The organism is Geobacillus zalihae (genome assembly GCF_030414215.1).
Classification (GTDB): Bacteria; Bacillota; Bacilli; order Bacillales; family Anoxybacillaceae; genus Geobacillus; species Geobacillus zalihae.
Map to the genome: position 1 here is coordinate 1,916,023 of NZ_CP129217.1, position 25,038 is coordinate 1,941,060.

20 protein-coding genes are annotated in these 25,038 nt (G+C 42.2%); all 20 read right to left on the reverse strand.

Features of this window, described 5'->3' with window-relative positions:
• Positions 1 to 22: 22 nt before the first annotated feature.
• The 20 genes from QWV57_RS09695 to QWV57_RS09790 all read right to left on the reverse strand — a co-directional run bounded on the left by QWV57_RS09695 (position 23) and on the right by QWV57_RS09790 (position 25,013).
• Positions 23 to 1,483 (reverse strand): CoA-acylating methylmalonate-semialdehyde dehydrogenase, encoded by a 1,461-nt coding sequence (locus tag QWV57_RS09695; protein ID WP_008880031.1) that lies wholly within the window; start codon positions 1,481 to 1,483, stop codon positions 23 to 25.
• 20 nt (positions 1,484 to 1,503) lie between these two features.
• On the reverse strand, positions 1,504 to 2,514 hold the full coding sequence (gene iolC, locus QWV57_RS09700; protein ID WP_029761229.1) for a 5-dehydro-2-deoxygluconokinase: 1,011 nt from the start codon (positions 2,512 to 2,514) through the stop codon (positions 1,504 to 1,506).
• A 37-nt stretch (positions 2,515 to 2,551) separates the two neighbouring features.
• On the reverse strand, positions 2,552 to 3,376 hold the full coding sequence (gene iolB, locus QWV57_RS09705; RefSeq protein WP_301099674.1) for a 5-deoxy-glucuronate isomerase: 825 nt from the start codon (positions 3,374 to 3,376) through the stop codon (positions 2,552 to 2,554).
• Positions 3,377 to 3,394: 18 nt separating this feature from the next.
• Positions 3,395 to 4,321, reverse strand: a complete 927-nt coding sequence (gene iolE / locus QWV57_RS09710) for a myo-inosose-2 dehydratase (RefSeq protein WP_011231380.1) — start codon at positions 4,319 to 4,321, stop codon at positions 3,395 to 3,397.
• Between the two features lie 18 nt (positions 4,322 to 4,339).
• Positions 4,340 to 6,274, reverse strand: a complete 1,935-nt coding sequence (gene iolD / locus QWV57_RS09715) for a 3D-(3,5/4)-trihydroxycyclohexane-1,2-dione acylhydrolase (decyclizing) (protein ID WP_081157479.1) — start codon at positions 6,272 to 6,274, stop codon at positions 4,340 to 4,342.
• 24 nt (positions 6,275 to 6,298) lie between these two features.
• Positions 6,299 to 7,039: an MgtC/SapB family protein gene (locus tag QWV57_RS09720; protein ID WP_164977976.1), complete on the reverse strand. Its 741-nt coding sequence runs from the start codon at positions 7,037 to 7,039 to the stop codon at positions 6,299 to 6,301.
• Positions 7,040 to 7,195: 156 nt separating this feature from the next.
• Positions 7,196 to 8,107 (reverse strand): hypothetical protein, encoded by a 912-nt coding sequence (locus QWV57_RS09725; RefSeq protein WP_171355670.1) that lies wholly within the window; start codon positions 8,105 to 8,107, stop codon positions 7,196 to 7,198.
• Between the two features lie 26 nt (positions 8,108 to 8,133).
• Positions 8,134 to 8,856, reverse strand: coding sequence for a glycerophosphodiester phosphodiesterase (locus QWV57_RS09730; RefSeq protein ID WP_301099687.1), 723 nt, complete (start codon positions 8,854 to 8,856; stop codon positions 8,134 to 8,136).
• A gap of 16 nt (positions 8,857 to 8,872) precedes the next feature.
• The gene (locus QWV57_RS09735; protein ID WP_081157693.1) at positions 8,873 to 9,697 is read right to left on the reverse strand and encodes an inositol monophosphatase family protein; all 825 of its coding nucleotides are present in this window, start codon (positions 9,695 to 9,697) and stop codon (positions 8,873 to 8,875) included.
• A 17-nt stretch (positions 9,698 to 9,714) separates the two neighbouring features.
• Complete coding sequence (locus QWV57_RS09740) at positions 9,715 to 10,827, reverse strand: ABC transporter ATP-binding protein (RefSeq protein ID WP_301099691.1); 1,113 nt, start codon at positions 10,825 to 10,827, stop codon at positions 9,715 to 9,717.
• A complete protein-coding gene (locus QWV57_RS09745) occupies positions 10,824 to 11,720 on the reverse strand; it encodes a carbohydrate ABC transporter permease (RefSeq protein WP_129446864.1) in 897 nt (298 codons plus the stop codon). Before QWV57_RS09745 ends, QWV57_RS09740 begins: the two co-directional genes overlap by 4 nt.
• Before the next feature lie 12 nt (positions 11,721 to 11,732).
• Positions 11,733 to 12,590 carry a carbohydrate ABC transporter permease gene (locus tag QWV57_RS09750; protein ID WP_435817514.1) on the reverse strand — a complete coding sequence of 286 codons (858 nt, stop codon included), beginning with the start codon at positions 12,588 to 12,590 and terminating at the stop codon, positions 11,733 to 11,735.
• 153 nt (positions 12,591 to 12,743) lie between these two features.
• Positions 12,744 to 14,141, reverse strand: a complete 1,398-nt coding sequence (locus QWV57_RS09755) for a sugar ABC transporter substrate-binding protein (protein ID WP_301099699.1) — start codon at positions 14,139 to 14,141, stop codon at positions 12,744 to 12,746.
• A gap of 454 nt (positions 14,142 to 14,595) precedes the next feature.
• The gene (locus QWV57_RS09760; RefSeq protein ID WP_301099701.1) at positions 14,596 to 15,618 is read right to left on the reverse strand and encodes a Gfo/Idh/MocA family protein; all 1,023 of its coding nucleotides are present in this window, start codon (positions 15,616 to 15,618) and stop codon (positions 14,596 to 14,598) included.
• A 308-nt stretch (positions 15,619 to 15,926) separates the two neighbouring features.
• Positions 15,927 to 16,943 carry a LacI family DNA-binding transcriptional regulator gene (locus QWV57_RS09765; protein ID WP_042380736.1) on the reverse strand — a complete coding sequence of 339 codons (1,017 nt, stop codon included), beginning with the start codon at positions 16,941 to 16,943 and terminating at the stop codon, positions 15,927 to 15,929.
• 194 nt (positions 16,944 to 17,137) lie between these two features.
• The gene (locus QWV57_RS09770; RefSeq protein ID WP_301099706.1) at positions 17,138 to 20,272 is read right to left on the reverse strand and encodes an alpha-mannosidase; all 3,135 of its coding nucleotides are present in this window, start codon (positions 20,270 to 20,272) and stop codon (positions 17,138 to 17,140) included.
• Positions 20,273 to 20,311: 39 nt separating this feature from the next.
• A complete protein-coding gene (locus QWV57_RS09775; protein WP_128578077.1) occupies positions 20,312 to 21,136 on the reverse strand; it encodes a carbohydrate ABC transporter permease in 825 nt (274 codons plus the stop codon).
• Between the two features lie 21 nt (positions 21,137 to 21,157).
• A complete protein-coding gene (locus tag QWV57_RS09780) occupies positions 21,158 to 21,973 on the reverse strand; it encodes a carbohydrate ABC transporter permease (RefSeq protein ID WP_301099708.1) in 816 nt (271 codons plus the stop codon).
• Positions 21,974 to 22,146: 173 nt separating this feature from the next.
• Positions 22,147 to 23,316, reverse strand: coding sequence for an IS256 family transposase (locus QWV57_RS09785; protein ID WP_301099710.1), 1,170 nt, complete (start codon positions 23,314 to 23,316; stop codon positions 22,147 to 22,149).
• 305 nt (positions 23,317 to 23,621) lie between these two features.
• Positions 23,622 to 25,013 carry an extracellular solute-binding protein gene (locus QWV57_RS09790; protein ID WP_435817515.1) on the reverse strand — a complete coding sequence of 464 codons (1,392 nt, stop codon included), beginning with the start codon at positions 25,011 to 25,013 and terminating at the stop codon, positions 23,622 to 23,624.
• Between the last annotated feature and the right edge of the window lie 25 nt (positions 25,014 to 25,038).

Sequence of the window (25,038 nt, forward strand, 5' to 3'; positions counted from 1 at the left end):
CCTGATCGTTTTTCCATCGCTCTTACCAGCGAGCAGTGAGCATTTTCTTACGTGTATAAAACTCCACACCGTCCATGCCGTTAGCGTGAAGATCGCCGTAGAACGAATTCTTCCACCCAGAGAACGGGAAGAAGGCCATCGGTGCTGGGACCCCTAAGTTGACCCCTAACATCCCGGCATCGATTTCATCACGGAACTTACGGACATTTCCGCCATCTCTTGTGTAAATGCATGCCCCGTTGGCAAATGGAGACTTGTTGGCCACTTCAATGGCTTCATCCAACGTGCTAACCCGCACAATCGAAAGAACAGGAGCAAAAATTTCATCTTTCCAAATCGTCATGTCGGTGGTGACTCGGTCAAAGATGGTCGGTCCGATAAAGTATCCCTCGCCTTGGACAGCAGCATCTTTTCGCCCGTCGCGCACTAAAATAGCTCCTTCTTTTTCTCCCAGTTCAATATAGTTGACCGTCCGTTGTTTATGAGCTTCGCGAATGACCGGGCCTAAAAAGACGCTCTCCTCCAATCCGTTGCCTATCTTAATTTCATTTGCGGCCGCTACTAATCTCTCAACTAATTCATCAGCAATGTCCCCAACCGCGACAACGACCGACGCCGCCATGCACCGCTCTCCAGCCGAGCCGAACGCCGCATTAATAATTTCACGGACAGCCACTTTCAAGTCTGCATCCGGCATGACAATCGAATGGTTTTTCGCTCCTGTCAACGCCTGAACGCGTTTGCCATGAGCCGCTGCTGTTTTGTACACATACTCGCCGACTGGTTGGGAACCGACGAACGAGATCGCCTTCACATCTGGATGCTCCAAAAGTCCGTTCACGACATCATGCGCCCCGTGAACGATGTTGAGTACTCCATCTGGAAGCCCGGCTTCTTTAAAAAGTTCAGCTAGGCGATTGGCCAACATCGGTGTGCGTTCGGACGGTTTTAGGACGAACGTGTTTCCGCACGCAATCGCTAGCGGGAACATCCAGCAAGGCACCATCATTGGGAAGTTAAACGGCGTGATGCCCCCAACGACACCAATTGGATAACGGTACATTCCTGATTCAATGCCGGTCGCAATGCTAGGAAGTTGTCTTCCCATCATGAGCGTCGGCGCACCTGCCGCAAATTCTACGCATTCAATTCCGCGCTGAATTTCCCCATAGGCTTCGTTGTAGCTTTTGCCGTTTTCTAACGTCACCAACCGGGCCAGCTCTTCCCAATGTTCAACAAGCAATTGCTGGTATTTGAATAAGATTCGCGCCCGGCGCGGCACTGGCGTTTTGCTCCATGTCTTGAACGCTTCTTTTGCTGCCGCAACCGCACGATCCAAATCCTCGCGGGTCGAAATCGGAACGTAAGCGAGCACTTCGCCTGTCGCAGGGTTTGGAACCGCTTCTGTCTTCGCAGAACGAGATTCCACCCATTGCCCACCAATATAGTTTTTTAAAGTTTGTACTCCCGTTGTCATTGTCATGTTCGTCGATCCCCTTTCATTTATGATTTTGCAGCGGTCGAGCTGCTTTTATGTTGTTGAATGAACTGTTCAATTTGATCTAACGTCGGCATTGCATCGGAACAACTATGGCTCGAGATGACAATCGAAGCAGCAGCTGCACCATATTCCATCGCCTTTGGAATCGGCCATCCATTCATTAATCCGTAGATAAACCCAGCAGCGTAAGAATCGCCTGCTCCAAACGTTTTGACAATATTCGCCGGAAAAATCGTACCGACAAACGTTTCCCCTGTTTTCGTATAGGCGATCGATCCATCTTTGCCATGTTTAATGACGACGATTTTCGCGTGATAATCAAACCATTTTTGCGCCGTTTTCTCGTCATCATGCTGATGAACAGCAAACTGCTCCATCATGTCAAATTCTTCTCTCGTGCCGATGATCACGTCGCATTTTTCGGCGGCCAAGTTGTAATAAATCGCCGTTTCCTCTTTGGATTGCCACGTATAAGGGCGATAATCCAAATCGAAAAAGACAACGACTCCATGGCGTCTTGCATATTCCAACGCTAAAAACACCGCTTCTCTTGACGGGCTTTTCGCCAAAGCCGTCCCGGAAATCAATAAGCATTTTGCCTGCCGAATATAGTCTTCATGAATGTCATTCGGTTCCAGTTTCAAATCAGCGACATTATCGCGATACATGAGGATGCTGCAGTCGGTCGGACTCTTAATCTCGGTGAACGCCAAGCCTGTTACACTGCCGGACTTGTCGGTAATGACATGGGATGTATCAATGCCATTGTTTTTTAAGTATTGAACGATAAATCGGCCCATTTGGTCGTCGGCCACTCGGCCGATAAACCCTGTTTTCATGCCAAGCCGGGCCATGCCGATGGCAATATTCGCCGGAGATCCGCCGACATATTTCGTAAACGTCACCGTTTCTTCCATCGGCCGGTGAATCTCATTGGCATTTAAATCGATGCATAGTCGGCCGACAGCGATAAAATCCAACGGTTTTTGCTCGTCAAATGGGAGTAAATTCATCGAACCGCCTCTTTCCTGTCGTCTTTTTGGATCGTTTCTACTTCTGTTTGGCCGCGAGTTTGCTTTCCATCACCCACTCATGGTCCGGATCATTGCGGAACTTCCACGTCCGTACGGGCCCGGCCATGACGTTTAAGTAATACCCCTCATAACCCGGGGGAGCCGAAACCGGGTGATAGCCTTTCGGCACCAAAACAACATCTCCGTTTTTCACGACCATCGTTTCATCAATGGAACGATCATCAGTATAGACCCGTTGCACCATAAAACCATGGTCCGGATTGATTTGATGATAATACGTTTCCTCTAAATAAGATTCATGCGGCAAATTGTGTTGGTCATGTTTATGCGGTGGGTAACTCGACCAGTTTCCTTCCGGCGTAAATACCTCAACGACAAGCAAGCTGTCAGCCGGTTTAGACTCCGGAAGAATATTATGTATCCGCCGTTCAATGTTTCCCGCCCCGCGCATTTCCACTCCTACTTCGCTTGGCGGAATCAAACGGGCTGGATACGTTCCTTTCCCTGGCGCTAAACAAACGGCCAATTCCAAATCAGTCAATGCTTGCACTTCATAAACATCATTGGACGGGACATAGACGGAGTATGGCGGAATTTTCTCAAAAACATCCATTCTCAATCCAATATTTTCCCACCGTTCATGTCTTGTGTGTATGTTGGCTTTTCCTTTGAGAAGAACAAGGCAGGCTTCCTGATCCTTCGTCTCTTTTCGCAATGTTTGTCCTTTTGCCAACACATACACTTCAAACCCGACGTACTCCCACCCCACTGATTCCGGTGTTACGCGGACGACGTTCCCTTCTTCATTCGGCGAATGGCTTGGTATGATCAGTCGGCTCATCGTTTCATCCTCCCCCCCTTACCGCTTTTGGGCCGCCAAGAGATGATGAACAAGGCGGTCAATATATTCTTTGGCCATTTTGGCGTACGTGTACGGGTGCGCCACAGCCGGGTCCTGTTCTGCTTCGACGATGATCCAGCCGTTATAGTCCATCTCAATCAATTTGGCAAAAATCGGAACAAAGTCAATGCATCCATCTCCAGGAACCGTAAACATGCCACGCAACACCGCCGTGCGAAAGTCGAGTTGTTCCCGTCTCACCAGCTCGAGCACATCGTGCCTTACGTCTTTCAAATGAACGTATTGAATGCGATCCGCATACCGATGCAACAGTTCAACTGGATCATATCCGCCATATAACGCATGCCCTGTGTCATACAAGAGATGGACAAGATTCGGATCCGTCAACTCCATTAAGCGATCGATCTCTTCCGCCGTTTCGACGACTGTTCCCGCGTGAAAGTGGTAAACAAGTTTCATTCCTAGCTCTTGACATATATGCGCGGCGCGATGCAATCCGTCAACAAGGGACTCCCATTCGGAATCCGTGAGCCGTTGAATCGTTTTTTCTTCTGGCGCCCGGCGCGGATCCCAGTGCATCGATCCCCCCATCTCGCAGACAATCGCATACTTGCATCCCATATCGTGCAAATATTCCGCCCAAGACCGGAACGTCTTGAGTTCCTCTTCAAGACGAGAACGGTCTGAAAAGAGCACGCCGATGAATTTGCTGGCGAGCTCGATGCCATATTGGTTCAGTTTTGCCCTCAATGACGGGGGATCTTGGGAAAAGAGGCGCCCCATTTCCGTTGCAACATACCCAAGCTCCGCCATTTCGGATAAGACTTGATCTTGGGTATAGTGATCACCCAGTCCCGGAATATCATCATTGACCCAGCTGATCGGGGCAATGCCGATACGAAAAGGATTAACCGTTTTTTCCATCTCTCTCACTCCAGTTGTTCAATATTTTCTTGCCCTTTGCAATTGTTGTTCTTTCCGCTTGTATGCCTCCGCAATTTTTGGGTTCCGGGACACTTCCGCCACCCCGACATGCCACCATGACTCATAATCATGGGTCATCGTTTTTGGAAGCACCTTAATATCGATCAATGTCGACACCGATTGTTGTTTGGCATCTTCGAGCGCTTCTTTTAATTGCTCGAGCGTGTGCACTTTATACGTTTTCACCCCGTAACCGGCCGCGCTTTGCGCGAAGTCAATCGGAATCAAGCTCCCGTCTAAGCGCCCGGTTTCTTCGTTGCGGTAGCGGAATTCTGTGGCGAAACTGCCCATTCCATGACCCATTTGCAAGTTGTTAATGCAGCCGAATCCACCATTATCAAATAGGAGAACATTGATTTTTTTCTTTTCCTGAATGCTCGTTACAAGCTCCGAGTGAAGCATTAAGTAGCTGCCATCGCCGACCATCGCATAGACTTCTTTATCCGGCTCCGCCATTTTCACGCCAAGCGCACCAGCAATCTCATACCCCATGCACGAATAGCCGTACTCCATATGATACGTATTGGGCCGGCGCGCCACCCACATGCGCTGCAAATCCCCCGGCAAGCTGCCTGCCGCTCCGATGATAATGGCGTCGTCATCGATCCACTCGTTAATCGCGCCAATGACTTCCGTTTGCGTTAACGAAGAATCGAAAAACTCGGAATACTCAGTCAAAACCTCATCGAGATGGCCGGCCACCTCCGGCTGAAAGCCCGACTGGCGGTAGCGGACGTGATGCAGTCGGTTAAGCTCTTCTTCCCACGCCTTTTTCGCGATGTCTATTTCATTCGTATAGCCGGATCGATACCCGATTTTCTCCAACTCTTCGGTTAAGGCGAGAAGAGCAAGTTTCGCATCTGCCACTACGCGGACGGCATCCAATTTGCAAGCATCAAAGACCGAGACATTGATCGTCAAAAATTCTACTTCAGGATGTTGGAAAAGCTGTTTCGACCCTGTCGTAAAATCGGTGTAACGGGTGCCAATCCCAATGACCAAATCGGCTTCCTTCGCAATTATATTGGCGGCAAGGTTGCCGGTGACGCCAATTCCCCCGAGATTGTATGGGTGGGCGCTTTCCACCGCGCTTTTGCCGGCTTGCGTTTCCCCGTAAGGAATGTGAAATTTCTCGGCAAACTGTTTCAGTTCTTCCGCTGCTTCCGAATAGCGGACGCCGCCGCCGCAAATGATGATCGGTTTTTTCTTTCTGCGAATGAGCTCCACCGCCTCATGAATCGCCGCTTTCGCCGGAACGCGGCGTTCAATGCGGTGAATCCGTTTTTGGAAAAAGGATTCAGGAAAATCGTACGCTTCCCCTTGCACATCTTGAGGCAAGGCAATGGTGACTGCTCCGGTGTTGGCGGGATCGGTCAGTACCCGCATCGCTTGAATCATCGCCGGCATCAGCTGCTCGGGGCGGCTGATGCGATCCCAATATTTGCTGACGGCACGAAACGCATCGTTTGTGGAAATGGTCAAATCATGCCAGTGCTCGATTTGTTGAAGCACGGGATCGGGCTGTCTTGTCGCAAACGTATCTCCCGGAAGCAATAACACCGGAATGTGGTTCGCCGAAGCTGTCGCCGCTGCCGTCACCATATTCGCCGCCCCGGGACCGACGGATGACGTGCATGCCATGATTTGCCGACGGTGTTTTTGTTTTGCAAAGGCAATCGCCGCATGCGCCATTCCTTGTTCATTGCGCCCTTGGTACACTTCGAGCTCTCCGGGATCTTCCTCAAGCGCTTGACCAAGGCCGAGTACATTACCATGGCCGAAAATCGTAAAAACACCTTTGACAAATTTCTGTACACGACCATCGAATTCCACATACTGCTGGTTTAAAAACTTGACTAATGCTTGGGCGGTTGTTAGGCGGATCGTTTTCATTTACTTCCCCCCTCCTGAAAAGGATTAAAGACTCAGACTTTTCTCGTTAAAAACCTCTTTGACTCTCATATGAATATCATCACATTCAACCTTCTCTACCCCCTCTATTCCCCTCAAATGAGTAAGCAAACCAATAAGATTATCTTGACTCTTTAGCTTTAATCGGAATGTAATATTAACTAAATTATCACTCAGCTCCTTTGTATCTAAAAAGTAGATATGTTTAATTACTGCCTTGCTCTCTCTGAAAAAGTTCGATATTTCCTTTAACGCATCTATTCCATCTCCGTCTTTAACTGTTATATGAATTGTAATTGCCTTAGCTGATGATAGCAGCTTTGACTCTATCCCTCGAAGAACAAAAGCGTTTATCAAAATGATCACCGTTCCCACCAATGCAGGTACATAAAATCCCGCTCCAACACATAAGCCTATGGAAGCAACAACCCACAAGGTAGCTGCAGTGGTGATTCCTGAGACTCTATTTGATTTACGCATGATTACCCCTGCTCCCAAGAAACCAATACCACTTATTACCCCATGAGCCAGGCGCGCTGGATCAAATCTTGCGTTCCAGTGACCTATTGTTTCATTAAATCCATAAATTGAAAGTATCATAATCAAAGCAGAACCAACGGAAACTAGAAGATGGGTTTTTACCCCTGCTTGTTTATCCCTTAAATCGCGCTCCCATCCAACGATACCACCAAGTATAGCTGCTAAAACTGTTCTCTCTATAATGGTATAGGTAGAGATTGTAAACAATATAACCACCTCCTTAGTTGTCATTTGGTATAACGATTATAACTTCCGCAACCAAAAATCTTATCACCATTAGAAGGATAACCTCACATGTTATTAATTTAATTGCCATAAGTTTAGTTGTTGATAAATTCCTATTTTTGAATATATATAAAATTTTTAGAATGGAAACTTGTGAAAACGATCCGGCCATTCCATTTTAGGATGAAAGTTGTAAGGTAAACATTGCGTAAATATAACAGCGTTTACCCATCTTGTTTTATACATGAGGGGTTTTTTATCAAGCCAATTTAATGGATCTAGTCTTACGGAAAAATCAATATATTCCTCAAAGGTACCCTCAAATCCTTTGGGCCAATATTTCTTTAATGGATGAGAAGGTACTCGTCCGCCTTTCTTTACATGTTCATAAGTTTCTTTAAGCCAATCAACTAGCATCACACCTGTTAGTGGCTCTTTCATACTTTCCCATCCACATAAAAGAGAACCATGCTTCCCCCACTCAACTCTAATGATGGCTCTTTGATTGTTATCCCATGCCTCTTTGACCGCATCCTTAGAGCTAAGAACACGGGAATGGAACCAACACATAACATTAGTTATGGTCTCATTTTCAGGATTGTACTCAATCCAAATTTCTTCATGGTCGCACGGTTCATAATCATCAGGGAAATCATAGTCATCCTCCCAAAACAAGTGATAGCCAATCATTGGTTTGGTTGGATGATGCACTGCTACAACATCTTTCAACGGAAAACATTCTTTCTGGGTAAGGAGCAATATTGGACAAAATTTCCTAATCATCTGTGTTTCCTTCTCAGTAAGCGGAGTTAACGGATCCATCTGTAATACTAGACGGTACTGTTCTCCAGCCCTACGTATATTACCATCTAAGTGCAGGAGCTCCGCTAATCGTGATACATAATTCACATTATCAGGGATTACCCTTCTTAGAAACTCTAATTGGCAAATCGCTAGTTGGTAGAAATCATTAGTAGAAACTCCTTCCCTGATTAACCCCGTAATTTCCTCATTTCTCTTTTTCCACTCATATAAAAGCGTATCGATCATTTTAAATACCTCCTGGAGTTTCCTAGTTATTTCGCTTGGTTCCCTAGCTCCACTAGTATTTTTACTTCATTAGTAGTTATGGAATAAACACCCATATCGAGGAATTTTTTCATTACATCAGGTTCATCGATTGTCCAAACCCAAACAGGAATACAACGAATCGTGGCATAACTAACCAATGACTCGTCACAGAACTGATAGTTTATGTTTATACCGCAACATGAAGCTGCAATAGCTTCCCAACACGTTTTCCTGATAAAGGATTCATAATCCTCCTTATAGGTTTCATACAAACTTATACCTACATTTAGTAATACTTGATATAAACGGTAATGATTTTTTAAATAATTCGCTCTTTCCCTTTCACATCCAGAAATAATCACATAATCTCTCATCTTATGTTTTTCAATTGTTTCTATCATTGGATCAATAGCACTATCTTCTTTTACATCTAGATTAATAATCCGGTGATGCTCTTTGACAATCGATAAAGCCTCCTCGAGCCGAAAAATCCTACTAGATCTATCGAGATCATGGAGTTCCTTAAACGATAAATCTCCTACCCTCCTTACTCCCTTTGGAGTTACAATCTTTTCATCATGCAGAAGAACAGCAACCCCATCCTTTGTAGCACGAACATCCACTTCAATAATATCCGCTCCTGCTTTTATTCCTTCTAATATAGATTCAATAGAATTAGGCGGCGTATTCATGCAACCAGTATGAGCAGTAATTAATGGTCTTTTCAACAAAATCCCTCATTTTTTATAATTTTATTGTTTCTATTAATTCGCCATGAATTCTCCCGTTGGAGGCGATCAGTGAATCATGAGAGAGGCGATAAGGATTTCCATCTTTATCTGTGGCTTTCCCCCCCGCTTCTGTCAAGATTAAGATCCCCGCCGCTGTATCCCATGGATTTAGACCATCATGCCAAAAACCTGTGATCCTTCCAGATGCCAATAAACATAGATCTAGACTCGCTGAACCAAATAGACGGATATTGCGGCTTCTCCCTGCCAATTGGTCTATTTGTTGAACGACACGAGACCCCGATCTAAAATCGCTAGCCTGAAATCCGGTTGCTATGACCGCTTCAGCCAAAGTCGATTCTTTTCCAACCCGAATGGGGCGTCCATTCAAATAAGCTCCAAATGTCTTTCTTGCCGTATAAAGTTCATCCGTGACTGGGTTGAACACAACGCCGATGACAGGCTCTCCATCCTTTACAACTCCGATCGAAATAGCGAAATACGGGATGCCATGAATAAAGTTGGTCGTACCATCAATGGGATCGATGATCCAACCGTAATCCGAATCATGATTTTTAAACATCTCATATGCGTTGGCTTGACCGCAATTTTCTTCAGATAAAATCCAATGGCTAGGGTAATCCTTGTGAATCTTTCTCCGAAGTAAGTCCTCACTTCGTCTATCAACCTCTGTTACCAGATCAAAGGCATTCTTTTTTTGCTCAATTTTTCCTTTGTTTCCCAAATGACTCCTAATTAATTGTCCTGCTTGTAATACGTATTCAATCGCTGAGTTATACAAAACATGTTCTACACTGCATTTTACACTAACACCCATTTTTTAATTTCTCTCCTTTAGTTATAGACAGATTCTTTAACAAGCCCCTTGTTCATACCATGTTTTTTTAAACTTCTTCCCGTTACTGCATCAAATAAATGGATAGATGAGGTCTGAGTTGATATCTCGATAACCGAGCCATATTCGATACTAATATTGGGTTCAGCAAAAAAACGAACCTGTTCATTACCAACCTTTACACTAATCATTTTTGAATGCCCAACAAGTTCAACCATACTTACAGTACCTTTTATATAAACATCCCCATTTTTACCTAATTTTAAATCATAAGGGCGAATACCTACATGGACTTCTGTTTCCTTTCTATTGAGCTCCCAAAATTCACAATCTAATTCAACAGTGCTATTTGGTAGATGAAGCTGGTTGTTCAGTAATTTTCCTTTTAGAAAATTCATCGGAGGTGTTCCGATAAATTGAGCTATAAAGTAGTTTTTTGGATTATAATACAATTCCATTGGGGTATCGTACTGAATAATCTGTCCCTCCTTCATAACAGCAATACGGTCAGCCATCGTCATCGCTTCTTCCTGGTCATGAGTAACCAAAATGGTTGTGATGCCTAATTCTTTTTGGATGCGGGAAATCTCCTCTCTCATTTCGATTTTTAATCTAGCATCGAGATTAGACATTGGCTCATCTAATAATAATACTTTGGGTCTTTTTACGATAGCACGTGCCAAAGCAACTCGTTGCTGTTGCCCCCCGGATAATTCACTCGGTTTTCGACCTAATAAATGCTCAAGTTGTACCATTTCGGCAGCCCGTTTTGCCCGTTTTATTCGTTCTTCCTTTGGAACTTTTTGTTGTTTCAATGGAAATGCAATATTATCTAAAACCGTCATATGCGGATATAAGGCATAGCTTTGAAACACCATGCCAATATTCCGATCCTTAGGTTCCAAGTCATTTACAATTTGGCCATCAAAATAAATTTCGCCCCTATCTGGCTTATAAATTCCCGCGATCATAAGCATCGTCGTTGATTTTCCGCAACCGCTCGGTCCAAGCAAAGCAACGAACTCCCCGTCATTAATCGTCAAATTCATGTTATCGATAGTATTGGTTTTTTTGTTAAATGATTTACAAATATTTCTCAGTTCAATTTTCATATCCCTTTTCCTCCCCCAGCACTCATTTGCATCAATGACTTCTGTGTAAAAAGGAAAAACAGTAAAACCGGGAACATATAAAACAGTGATACAGCACTTAACATCCCATAATTGACCATATTCGGATCGCTGATAAGTTTTTGTAAGTAAGACGACAAGGTTACATTTTCATCACTTAAAATAAAGGTATACAGCAGTAAGAATTCAGACCAACCCGACAAGAATGAAAAAATGCTAACTGCTGCTATCCCTGGCTTAATCAATGGAAGGACAATTGAAAACCAAACCTTAAAACGACTGCAACCGTCAATTAATCCAGCCCATTCCACATCCCACGGTACATCATCAAAAAATCCCTTTATGATCCACGCTGTCATCGGAATTTGTAAGGCTGTCTTAACTAAAACAACCCCCCATAGTGAATCGAACAATCCCATAAAATTTAAAATGTAAAACACAGCAATCAGTAAAGCAACACTTGGAAATGCATGTAAAAGTAATATAGTCTTCATTAGCGCTTGACGTCCCGGAAATTCAGTCCGAGCTAAAGCATACCCAGCCATAACACCGATAATGACCTCAAGGATAGTAAGGGTACCTGAAAATACGAAAGAATTCCAAGTTGCCCTCCAAATACTTGGAAGCATGCTCCCTCCATGCTCCACATTAGTCCATAAAAACTCCCAGTTTTCTAAGGTAAAATGAACAGGAATAAAGCCGAATTTCATTTTCTCGAAAAATGAACTCACCAAAAGCCACAAATACATCAAAATAATAGGCAACGTTGTCAGCACTAAAACTCCGTAGGCAATGATGAAAGTAATACGTTTTTTCCACCTAGAAGAAGATATAACCATGGTCGTCGATTCTGTTTGATATCCTGTTATCTCCATAATTATTACCCCCTACTCTATTCTCGAAGAACTGATCATTTTTTTCATTCCAAAAGTTTTCCATGTAATAAGCGAAAAGATGAGAGCAATTAAAACGAGGACGAGGGAAATAGCAGCCCCGTATCCAAACTCAAAGTTTTGAAAAGCTTTGTGATAAGAATATAAAGCTAGCACTTCGCTTTCAAACAATGGTCCACCATTTGTCAACAGGAGAATATATTCATACGATGTGAGCAAGGACAAGCATTGCCATAATGTAACAAACATCAACGGCCAACGGACAGCAGGGATAATGATGTCTTTGATAATTGACCATTGTGAAGCGCCATCTACTTGTGCAGCCTGAAACAAGTCTCTCGGAATAGATTTAATGGCAGATGAAAAAATAATCATTCCAAATGAAGCACCAATCAATCCATTTGCTAAAATAATAGCTATCATCGGGTAATCCGAAAGCCATTCAATAGGAGGCATACCAAAAAAAGATCTCAAACTATTTAAAACACCATATTCACTAGGGTCAAAAAACCATAACCAAAGAAGTATATACACGACCGGTGGAGAAATTCTTGGTAGCATCCAAATAGCTCTGAAAGTGAGGCCGATGAATTCCCTTTGAACAAAGTAAGTTGTTAAAATACCTAAAGCTAAGCCAAAAAACACATTAATCAATAATGTGAAGAAAACATAAATTGCTGTATTTTTTACAATCAACAAAATATTAGGGTCAGTAATAATACTCCGGAAATTTTCCAAACCGTTAAAATCCCATTTCATAGAAGAATCCATACTAGTGAATGCTAATATAGCTGTCAATAGAACAGGAAGAAAAAAGAACAGAAATATAAGAATTATAAACGGCCCAAGCATGATAGCAGATATTTTCCATTTTTTGTAAAAAGAAACCACTTCATTAACCTCCCTCTGAAAATATTGATGTATTAAAGATCTCTGCGAGAATGAGAATGTGAATGTGAAGAGGGAGATACCTGGCAGGAGCCAGGTATCATTTTGCTTTCAATTTTAATCTACGATTTTTAACTGATCGCCAAGATCATTCTGCAACTGTACCTCTAAATCTCTCAATGCCTCCCGAGGCGTCTTTTTTCCAAGTTCAACCGCTTGAATAGCATTAAACACTGCCTTTGAGTATTTAGAAAATCCTTCATGATTTGGGAGAAATGTTGTATAATCAGACATGTATGCTACTTTTCCTAGTGTTACATCCGCTTTAAAATCTGGATGCTCAGCACCACCTTTTGTAACAGGGAGATGAAATGTTTTTATATTATGTTCCGTTTGTAGTGCAGGAGCAACCACAAGTTCTAACAACCGTTTCACTAGTTCAGGATGCTCCGTCTGCGCTGAAACAGTATACACAAATGGATGGGAAAGAGTAAGAGGTTTTCCTCCTTTTTCCGCAGCAGGAATTAACATCATTCCCAGATGATCATTAACCCACTTTGCATCAACTTTTCCTAACTTTTCATGGAAGTTATCTTGCCCCCAGTTAAACACGTTCCAAATTCCGCCATAGTAGAATAAAGTTTTTCCGTTAACAACTATTTTGTGGATATTACTCCACTCCATCTGTGTAAGATTGCTTGGAATAAGTTTTTTCTTCGCGATTTCATAGTAGTAGTTCAATTGTTTTTCCACCGCTTTTTTATCTAATACAATTTTGTTTTCCTCAGGATCATATACTTTCCCACCAAAGTTATAAGCTATTGCCTGAAAATCAGGCCCATCAACTGGACGGTGGATAATCCCATATTGAACTAAACCTTTTGTTTTCGCTTCTTCCGCTAGTTTTGTCATATCTTCTAATGTAAATTCACCATTACGAACTTTCTCTGGAAGACTATCTATTTCCTCCTCGCTCCATCCAAGCTTTCTTAAAACATCCTTATTATAGAAAACAGGCCTCGCCTCTGTGTCCTGTAAAGCGCCCCAAATGTGCCCTCTATAAGTTACAGATTCCCATAATTTAGGGAATACATCCGAATACTCCTTCGACTTTTTTAATTCATCTAACGGAATTATATAATTCCCATCGGCTAACCAACCAATATTTTCATGTCCTGTTGCATAAATATCTGGTTCCTTTTTAGCTTTAAAAGCCAGCATAAATTGCTTAGCATATTCTTCCCAGCTACCATTAAACGAACTTGTCTGCACCTTTACCTGTATATCCTTCCCTTGCTCTTTCAATTCCTTATTTAACATTTCCGCAGCCTTAACAAGGTTCTCAACTCTTGTCAATTCTGCACCCGCTGTCTGAGCTCTAATTGTTACTATTTTAGTCCCATCTACATCTGTACTGCTCTTCTTTGATAGACTAGGCTGTTCACATCCTGCAATGATTAGTACTACACAGATAAATACCACAAACAAAATGTTGGATATTAATCTCTTTTTCACCTTTCTCCCTCCATACCCAATTTTATCCATAAAGACAACTCACGCTTAGACATTGAGTTTTCTAAAAGGCTGGTGATTTAACAGAAAGTGTAGCTTCATCATACCGCGTTTCAAATTGAGAAGTCTTATAAAACGTTGCTCCTCTTCGCAACCGAGGATAGTCGATTTAAAAGAAATGTCTATTTTTCACCACCCTTCTAAAGATGGCTTAAGATTTCGAAGAGTTCACCTCCTCGTACATACATCTTACTATCTTAGTTTTTTGATAAATTTAATTAAATGTAAAAAATTCTACAATTATATTATTTTTGGCTCTTCACCAAAAGTTGTACTTGATTTTTTCATCACATCCCTTACTGATGCATCCAAGAAAGAACAGGAAACAAGTCGTGTTTTGCATACACTTGTGCAGAGAAGTGTATCGTCTGTCAAGTACATGTTGTGGTGATGAACCTTATTTTTGTAAGATACTCGGATTTTTTATTTGTCTATCCCTTAAATTTATGATAACGTTGTTTTTAGCACTTTCATAAATCGCCTCTAGCAATTGAATCGAGCGGAATCCATCTTCAGCTGTCACCGGAGGCTTTGTTCCATGGATAATGGCATCAATAAACAGACGATCCTCTTCCTTATATCCCCATTTTTCTTCAATGGATAATTGATAGAAATCATGAATGTGCGCCGCCTGCTGCAACCCTGGGGAATACATGACTTTTTCGAGTTCTTGGGTTGCGACCGTGCTATACTTCCCATAAACCTCCAAACTCTCAAACGGAAAGCTCCATCCGGCATGAGCATACGTCACAAAATTGACGATCGTCCCCGAGACAAATGTCATCATAATCGCGAATGTATCTAATTCCTCTGTCGAAATATTTTGTTTTGCTTCGCAGTAAACCGTTTGTACTTCACCAAATAAATAACGGCATAGATCCATCAAATGGAAAGGAGTTTCATACAAGAAGCCTCCCGTCACCTTCGGGTTTGCCGTCCAAGGAGGATTTAACAGTTCGCCGCGGTTCATTTTTACATGAGCCAAATAGGGGGTTACCTCCCCAGAATCAACCAATTCCTTGACTCTTTTGTACACCGACGCATATCGACGGTTCATTCCCAAGTTGTAAATCGCCTTTGATCGTTCAGCCGCTTGCCTGATCTGCTCTGCCCCCTCCAAAGAAGTCGCCATCGGTTTTTCTGAGAACACATGCACATTGTTTTCCAGACATTTTAGTACCGGCTCAACATGCATCGTGTTTGGCGTCGTCACGTAAACAGCATCTACACCAAGATCAAATAATTCCTCGAGGCTTTTGACCGCTTTTGCTTCCCCAGCTTCCTTCGCCAATGAAGCGGCTCTTTCTTCCACAATATCCGCTACCCCAATAATTTGAACCCGTTCATCTTTCTTTAGGATCGACGTATGTACCTTGGCAATCCCTCCTGCTCCCAAAATTCCTACTTTCACCCGAGTCATTATTTTCTCCTCCTCATCTCCGTTGTAACAGGGAAGCGCTTTCTAATACATCGAAAACAATGGTTATCATGTCCGTTAATAATAATAAATAGTGCAATCTAATCCCCATCAAACTTTTTGAGCAAGCGCTTTCCTTTTGTTTTTTATTTTACCCTCAACCTATTATTTTATCAAGTATTTTTTCTAAATTTATAGAATTTTTTATTAAAAAAATAAAAGAACAGCTATTTACAGCTGTTCTTCTCCATTAAATTCAACGTTTTCTTCGGTAACATCTATTATTTCATAAAAACAATCTGCTCACATCCTTACGATTTCACTTTAGCGATATGACAGGCCGATTTCCTTACCACTAGATGAGGCGGCAAAATGATCCGCTGTTTCGTATGATTGGTCTCTTCAATTTGAGCAATTAACAGGTCAACCGCTTGCCTTCCCATTTCTTCAATAGGTTGGGCGACTGTCGTCAACGGCGGGTCGATAATGGCCGATAAAATCGTATTATCAAATCCAACCACCGACAGATCATCGGGAATGCGGAGTCCCAACTCTTTGGCCGCCTGATAAATGCCAACGGCAAGAGAATCAAAACAGGCAAAAATCGCTGTCGGCCTTGGGGTCAACTGCAACAGCTCCATCGCCGCCCTTTTTCCATCAGCCATCGAATAGTCCGTATATACAATCCAAGATTCTTCGCATTTCAATCCGTTCTCCTGAAGCACCTGCTGATAGGCCTGCAGCCTGTATTTATCGCTTGTGCGACTTAAATTCCCAAGCATGATCGCGATCTGTTGATGTCCTAGGGAAACAAGATGCGAGACAGCCTGATATCCCCCTAAAAAATCATCAACTCTCACCACGTTAATGGCCAGCTCCGGGATGTCTTGGGCAATAAAAACCAAAGGGAAATTCTCTTCCAACAGCTCTTTGATCATTGTATAATTGTTCGTTGTGGTTCCGATAATGATGCCATCCACGCTTTTTTGGCGCAATAAAGAAAGATACATTTCTTCCGTCTCCGGGTTGTTATCCGTATTGCACATCAGAACGTTAAATCCCTGTTCTCTCCCCCGATCTTCCACTTTCCGAGCGATTTCAGAAAAAAATGGGTTTGCTACGTCAGGGATGACAAGGCCAATCGTTCTTGTCCGCTTCCCAGTCAACGCCGAGGCGACCATGCTCGGTTGATAATGCAGCTCTTCCATTACCCGAAGGACTCTTTTTCTCGTTCTTTCACTAATGCGCCCGGTATTATTGAGTACCCTTGATACCGTTGAAATGGATACACCCGCTTTTTTTGCTACATCGTAAATGGTTACTTTCATCGCTCATCATTCTCTCCATCTGTTGTAGTCAAGCTCGTTAGGTAAAGCGCTTGCTCTTCTTAATGTTATTTTAATGGTTTTTCCACTTTCTTTCAATACAATATAGAAAAAGATCCCCTTTATATCCGGCCAGAAGGAAGATTTCTAACCAGCAAGGGGATTTTTCTTAAACAACAATATACAAATTATTTATACTATTTGAGATCTATGAGAAACGTCTTGATTTCATATGGATTTATATCAAATTCCAATTTCTCACTTATCGTTCCTTCCCCTACCTCCCTTTCCATAAGATCACACTCTTGCCAAGCGAAGATGGGCAAATCGCTTGTTATATACACTTTGTTTCTTCTGCCTGTAAATTCATGTAATCGAAGAACAATCCGATTGGAATCCTCAGCTCTTTTTACAACATCTACCATAATGTTGTCAGTATTGGTACCAAACAATGAATATTTTTTTCTAATCGGCTCTCCTACGGCGTAAGTTAAAGGATTATTTAGATACCATGCTTCTTTTACCGTATTGCCTTCTACCCAGTCTCCTTGATGCGGAAGTAAGGAGTAAGTAAAAATGTGATACCCTTGATCTTGTTGATAGTCTGGATAGGTGGCAGATTTAATCAGTGATAGTCTTATCACATTATCTTTAATATCATAGCCATATTTGCAGTCATTCAATAAACTAACCCCATATCCTGTTTCTGATAAATCAGCCCATTGATGCGCAACTGTTTCAAACTTCGCGTAATCCCAACTTGTGTTCCAATGTGTAGGTCTTTTCACATTACCAAATTGGATATCATAGGTCGCTAATGTAGAACGGATCTTGACAGGGAACGCCACCTTTAACAGCTGGTTCTGTTCCTTCCAATCTACCTCTGTCTTAAAATCTATTCTTCTGCTATGTGTGTACAGAATCATATCTTGTTTGATAATGGAGTCCATATATTTCCACTCAAAATGGATAACGGCATAAAGCGATGTTATTTCCTTTATGCTTACATGTTGTAAATCCTCTACCTCTCGCTTTTTCTCTTGGTAAAATATATCAATATCCCAAGCATCAAAGCGTAGAGGTTTATCCTCAAACACTTGTAATACATTTCCACATTTTCCTTCATCTAAGACCTCCCGTTTGGCCTGAAGATCATAAATGGAGATAATTTGCCCTTTATCATTCCATTTAATTTTGTAGTACGGTGAAATAACTTCAGAAGAACCTATATGGAACATAATAGTTCGAACCAAAGTATCATCCGATTCCCCGGCATAAAAATGAATTGTGCTGAATCCTAGAGGCGGAACATCTTCTACTAATATAACCCAATTGTCACCAACTCTTTCTGCCTTTAACTCTCTCCCTGACACATCCTTCCATATCCCTTTTTCGGTCTCTACAGTTACCGGAATTCGAATTAAATCTGTCCTTACCCAAGGAGAGGAGTTGAACACTATAACTGTATCCCCTTTCTTCTCGACTATAATGCTCTCGCTTAGGTTTTTCCAAGCACTTAATGCATACTTTTCAGCTTTCTCATATTCCTCTCTACTATCCTCATAGACTTCACGAATAGAGGAACCAGGAATAATATCGTGGAACTGATTGCGTAAAATTATTTTCCATCCTTCATTTAACCGTTCAAAAGGATAACGGGACCAATCGGAATTTAACGTCGCCGATACAATTCCCATCCATTCCGTCTCACGGTACAGAAGTTCCATCTTTCGATTCATTCTCTTATTGTAAGCCTGGCTCGTATAGGTTCCGCGGTGATACTCAAGATAAAGTTCTCCATCCCATACATGTACATATTGATCCGTATTTCTAATTTTTTCGTTTAACCGTTCAAAAAATTCATCTGCTCTACCAGTTTCTACATTCGGCAATCCAGGGATATCGTTTAGGCGGCGGCGCATCTCCAACATTTCTCTATTTACCCCTCCCCCGCCATCTCCGTAACCATACGATAAAAGCAACTCTTGATTAATTGCCTTATCTCTATATGCCTCCCAAATCCCCTGCACCGTCTCAGGTGTAATTACCCCGTTATAAGTGTAAAACCACCAGTTTTTGTTGGGCTCAGGAGTTGTAATAAAGTGTGTAAGTATCTCACTTCCATCAATCCCTCTCCATATAAATGTATCATGAGGCATCCGATTATACTGGTTCCAGCTGATTTTCGTCGTCATAAACGCATGAATCCCGGATTTTTTAAGAATCTGCGGCAAGGCCCAGTTATATCCAAACACATCCGGAAGCCATAAATACTTGCACTCTACACCGAACTCCTTACGCAAAAAACGAGTTCCCATAAGTATTTGTCGTACCAATGATTCCCCGGAGGGAATGTTACAATCCGCTTCTAGCCACATCGCTCCTCCCGCTTCCCAACGCCCTTCCGCAACCCGCTTCCGAATTTGCTCGAATATTTCAGGATAATCCGATTTAATATATTCATATAGCTGAGGCTGGGTTTGCAAAAAAATGTACTCTGGGTATTTCTCCATTAGTCGAAGCACTGTAGAAAATGACCTCGCAGCCTTTTCCTTTGTATGCTTAAGGCGCCAAAGCCAGGCAACGTCGATGTGTGTATGCCCAATACAACGAATAGTTACCGGATGTTTTTTCTCCATTCTCTTTAATTCACCTTTAATCATTTCAAGGGCTATGGCGACGGAATTGTAGAATGAATCCGACTTCGGTTTAGACCAATCAATTTGCCGAAATGCACGATCCAACAATGAAAGAAGCAATTGACGCTCGGGAGAGTGCTGACCAAGAACTTTCACCGTTCCAAGAATAGCTTTCCCGGTGAAAAACAAATCATCAGTAACCTCATCAAGCCAAGCTACCTCTGCCCGTTTTATCTTATGTTCCTGCGATTTCGGAATCCCCCCTCCTTCAAGGCCAGACCATAGGCGAAACGTTAAACTTATTTTAGCGCCAGCCGAACCTTTTGGAAAAAACACTTCCATATGATTGGAATCTACACCTTGATATGGAGAACCGTTTAAGTATAAAAGTGACTCGAATCCTGAGTTATTTCCCTCGCCGGTTTTGCCAAAATCAAATAGACCTACTATCTCCTTTCCCTTCCATTGTTCCGGAATATCAATATCAGCTTGAAGCCAAGCATAGACATCCCTTCCACTCCAATAATCGCCTATCCTAATTTCCTTCCATTCTTTTGTTTCCGGCGGACGGGCACCTACCTCCCCTTTTTCATCTACCAAAAAGCGAAACTTAGGAATTAAAATCGCTTCGCGATAGCGATGCTCCGACAACTCATTAATACGAGCTTCCAATTTTTCTTCAGTTAAAAACATATCAAGTCTCCCCTTTGATTTTATTGTCGCAAATTTCACTTATCCTTTTGTTGCTCCCCCAAAATTAAACCCTTCTGACATGAAACGTTGACTAATCATGTAAAGAATGATCGGGGGAATTGTATAAATGAGAGAAAAAGCAGCCAATTTCCCATATTCAACCAAACCGTATTGCCCAAAAAATTGATATATTGTTACGGATGCTGGGAGTTTCTCCGGTGATTGTATTAAGATATAGGGAACAAAAAAATTCCCCCAACTTAGAGTAAAAGTGAAAATAGCAACTGTACAAATTCCCGGAATCATCAATGGAGCCACAATCTTTTGAAGTCCTTTCAACACCGATGCTCCGTCTATCCATGCAGATTCCTCTAATTCAAGCGGTACGGCATCCATAAAGTTTTTCGTCATCCAAATCGCATAAGGCAACGAGGAGGATGCAAGAAACAACATCGTGCCTAACAACGAATCATGCAAATTCAAAAACATAAACAATTGGTACACCGGAACCATTACAGCGGTAATCGGTAATGATGTCATAAATAAAATGGTCAAAAGAAAGGGCTTCTTATACTTGAGCTGGTATCTTGATAACGGATACGCCGCTAATGTAGCGGCTACTACTGTTATAAACGACTGACCAAGCGAGAGAAAAACTCCGATTAAAAGAGAGCGTTGATTAGTCTTATCTGTTAAAACCGAAGTGAAATTTTCCACACTAATTGTTCTCGGAATCCTCAACGACACTGTAGCATGGGGATCAAACGATGCAAAAAGGATCCACAGCAAAGGAAGCAAAAACACTATTCCTATAAAACTAAGTACAATATATGGGATAAATTTTTCTAATGTGCTCTTAGTCATCTGCATCCCCGCCTCTTCCCTTTAAACTTTAACTTTTAACAAACGGATATATAGTAAACTTGCAATTATTCCAATCAGTAACATCGCCAATGAGATAGCCGTCCCGTAACCTAACTGATAATTAACAAAAGCCTGATTGTACATGTAAATAGGAAGGGTTTGAGTCGCCATTCCAGGTCCACCGCCTGTTAAAGCATAAATTAATGTAAATACACCTAACGTTTGCAATGTAACGAGAATCATATTTGTAACAATTTGTCCCTTAATCACAGGAATAATGATTTTCCACAACCTCTGCCATCCTGTTGCGCCATCAATAATTGCTGCTTCTTCTAACGACTTAGGAACATTGTCGAGAGCAGATTGGAACACTAACATGGAAAATGCTGTTCCATGCCAAATATTAGCGATAATCACACTAACCATCGGAAAAGTAAATAACCATGCAATAGGTTTAATCCCAATCCATTGGAGCATAGTATTTAATGTACCATGTTCATTTAAAAAAGCGAAAAAAGCAAATGCAACCACAATTTCCGGGGTAACCCACCCTGCAAGCACAGTAGCCCCTATAACACGCCGAAATGTGCGATTCCTTTCTTTCATCAATAGGGCTAGTATAAACCCTAATACTTGTTGGCCGATAACAGCAGAAAAAACAAGAAACATTATCGTTTTAATAACACTCACTCGGAAGTTAGGATCTGAAAACATATACATAAAATTTTTAAAACCGACAAACTCTATCGCTTGAGCAGTCATACCAGTAAGCGACATGTTGGTAAAGGCGAAGTAAAAAGTTAGCAAAATCGGACCTATAAAAAAGATCACTAACAATGAACGGTACCGTCAAGAATTTTGTGTAATACAAGATAAATAGGGTATCTCTGAATTGGATTTGGAATGAATAGGGGACTGATTTTCTCCACACAGGAGACTGAATATTCAGTCTCCTGTGTGGACAGAGGAAATCCCCTTTCTTTGCTTATTTGTTTATTTACAATATTTGGTTAATTGTAGCGTTCTTCAAACATTCGTTGAAGGGCTTCATGCGCTTCGGCAAATCCTCGTAACTTTCGCCCTGACCATTTCTCATTAAAATCTTGAATGGTCAAATACACGACTTTTTCAGCGGCTTCTAAACTGCTCAAACTGTTCATCGGCTTTAGGCGTTTCCGAATCTCCTTGATCGTTCGTTCGATGGCATTCGTCGTGTAAATCACACTTCGAATACTGCTTGGATAATCCATAAATGTAAGGAGGACATCCAACTCATTGGCCCAAGATTGAACTTCTCTTGGATATTTGCTGGACCATTTCGACTCAAACTGTTGAAACATCTGTAACGCTATCTTCTTATTCGGGGCGCGATAAATCAGTTTGAGATCCTCTGCCACTTCAAATTGATCTTTTTTCCGAACACGATGTAAGGTATTACGTACTTTGTGAACGACACAACGCTGCACATCGGCTTTCGGATAAACCGAGCGAAAAGCTTCCTCCAGCCCCGGAAGACCATCGAATACGCCCAGAAGCACTTCCTTGACGCCTCTTTGGTAGAGGTTTTGAAGAATTTCTTGCCATACATAGGCACTTTCTTGTCCTCCCACAAAGAAATCAAGAATTTCGCGATATCCTTCTTCGTTCACCCCTAACACCACATAAATGACTTCTTTCTCCACGGTTTCGCGACGAAGTTTTACGTATAAACCATCCAAATATAAGACCGAATAACGCTGATGTAGAGGACGATTGTGCCATTTCTCGATGTCTTCCTTCACGACATCGGTAATCCGGCTGATCGTCGCTGGAGAATAAGCATTTCCTAGAATTCGTTCGATAAACTTGCCAATTTCCCGTGTACTCATGCCACTTTGATACATCCTAATGATGGCTTCCTCCAGCCAGCCGGTGTGGCGTTGATAAGGGGCAAACAACTGTGTTTGAAATTCCCCGTTTCGGTCTCTTGGAACCAAAAGACCCTCAATCCGGCCATATTGCGTATCTAGATTTCGCTGATAGTAGCCGTTTCTCATATTCGGCGTTCCAGCCTGTTCGATTTCGAGGAAATGTTTGATTTCTTCCCGCATAATCAGCTCTAATTTTTCCTTCACAAACTGACGAATGACGCTTTCCAGTTGATTTGCCCAGTCGACATTCGGTATATTTCTTTTAGACATAGGTAGGGTACTCCTTTCTCTGGAATGTGTTTTTGTCCAAATCAGAGAATACCCTACCTTTTTTCTTTTGATCTAGTAAAATGCTTTACACAAAATTTTATACATCATCCAATGAACAAGCGGGAAACAAGAACAAAATCGACCTCAATATCAAACGGTGGTCCCTTTTATTTTGGACATATGAAAAGTGTCGTATATTTCGATGGATATTTTTTCGCATCTCAGCATCCATAGGCATCCACCTTCCAAAAAAGTGGTGTAAAAGTGATCATCTTTTAAGATGATCACTTTTATATCCGTTTCTATTATTCCCGAACCTCTACATTTTCGGATCCTACTATACGTGTAACCTCCCTTGCATACTGATCCATCGCCTCTTTAGGGCTAAGACTCCCTGTCGCAACCGCTTCTACAGCTGCCTGGATAGCAGTAGAAACCGCTGGATATTTATCTACCCCAGGTCTAAAATGTGTAAATTTAATAAAGCTAGCGGCTTCTTTTGTGACACTTCCAGGAGCGTTAAGCACTTCTGGGTCCTGAGCAACATCAGTACGTGGGGTCAAATCCCCTTGCTTCAGGACATATAATTTGTTATATTTTTCGCTTGTAGCCAACTTAATAAATTCCCATGCTAAATCCTTATTGTCAGCTTTAGTCGGAATCGAGAGTGCCCATCCTCCGGACATTGAGGTAAAACCCGGATCCTGTCCATGTTGTGTCGGCATTGCAGTCAGTTTATATACTTTTGTCCCTTCCGGCCAAGGTGAAGGACCTCCCTCTCTCCAAACCCCTGGAACCCAATTCCCGTTCAATACAATGCCTACTTTTTCCTTGGGCATTAACTCTGTCTGAACAATGTCCCCAGCTTTCCCTGTCAATACCTGTGATAATTCCGGCCCTAGACCACTCGAATAAATTTCATGGATAAACTCGAGGGAATCCAAGAATCCTTGGCTTTTAACAACCCACTTTTTTGTATCAAAATTGTAAAGTGTATCATTTGTTCCATACAGAAGCATTTCAAACGTCTGCATCGACGTTGCCTCTCCTGTTGCCTTGCCGGAATTTGCCCAGAACGGGACAACCCCCGGTACTTTCTCTTTAATGGTTTTTGCGGCCTCTAACACATCATCCCAGCTTTTTGGGCTCCATGGTACCGGAAGACCTGCTTTACGAAAAATATTTACGTTATACCAAAGCCCACGTGTATCTGTACTATAAGGAACGCCATATATCTTTCCATCAACAGCTGTTACTCCTTGCTTGACCCTGTCATTAAAATTTTTCCAGTCATCCCACTGATCAATGTATTTATCTAGAGGGTCGATATTGCCAGCGGCTGCATCGGAGTTAATCATAAACGTATCTTCTGTAACGATATCGGGAGCTGTTTGCTCATTCTTTACCATCAAAGCGAGTTTGGCAAAAAAGTCTCCTTCCGATGCTTGAATTGGTACAAATCGGACTTTTACCCCTGGATGTTTTTGGTCAAATTCTGTTTTTACAGCATTTAACCACTCTTTTAAACCCGTATTTCCGGAACCGAAGTCACGGAAAGCGATTTCAATACTGTTTTTAGAATTACTAGCGTTGCTATCCCCTTCCTGGTTAGAGGATGGATTAGAACAAGCCCCTAAAATCAACACAAGCGAAACCATAAACGTTGCAACTAACCTCTTAGCGAAAGACAGAAACATACAATACATCAATCCCCTTTCATAA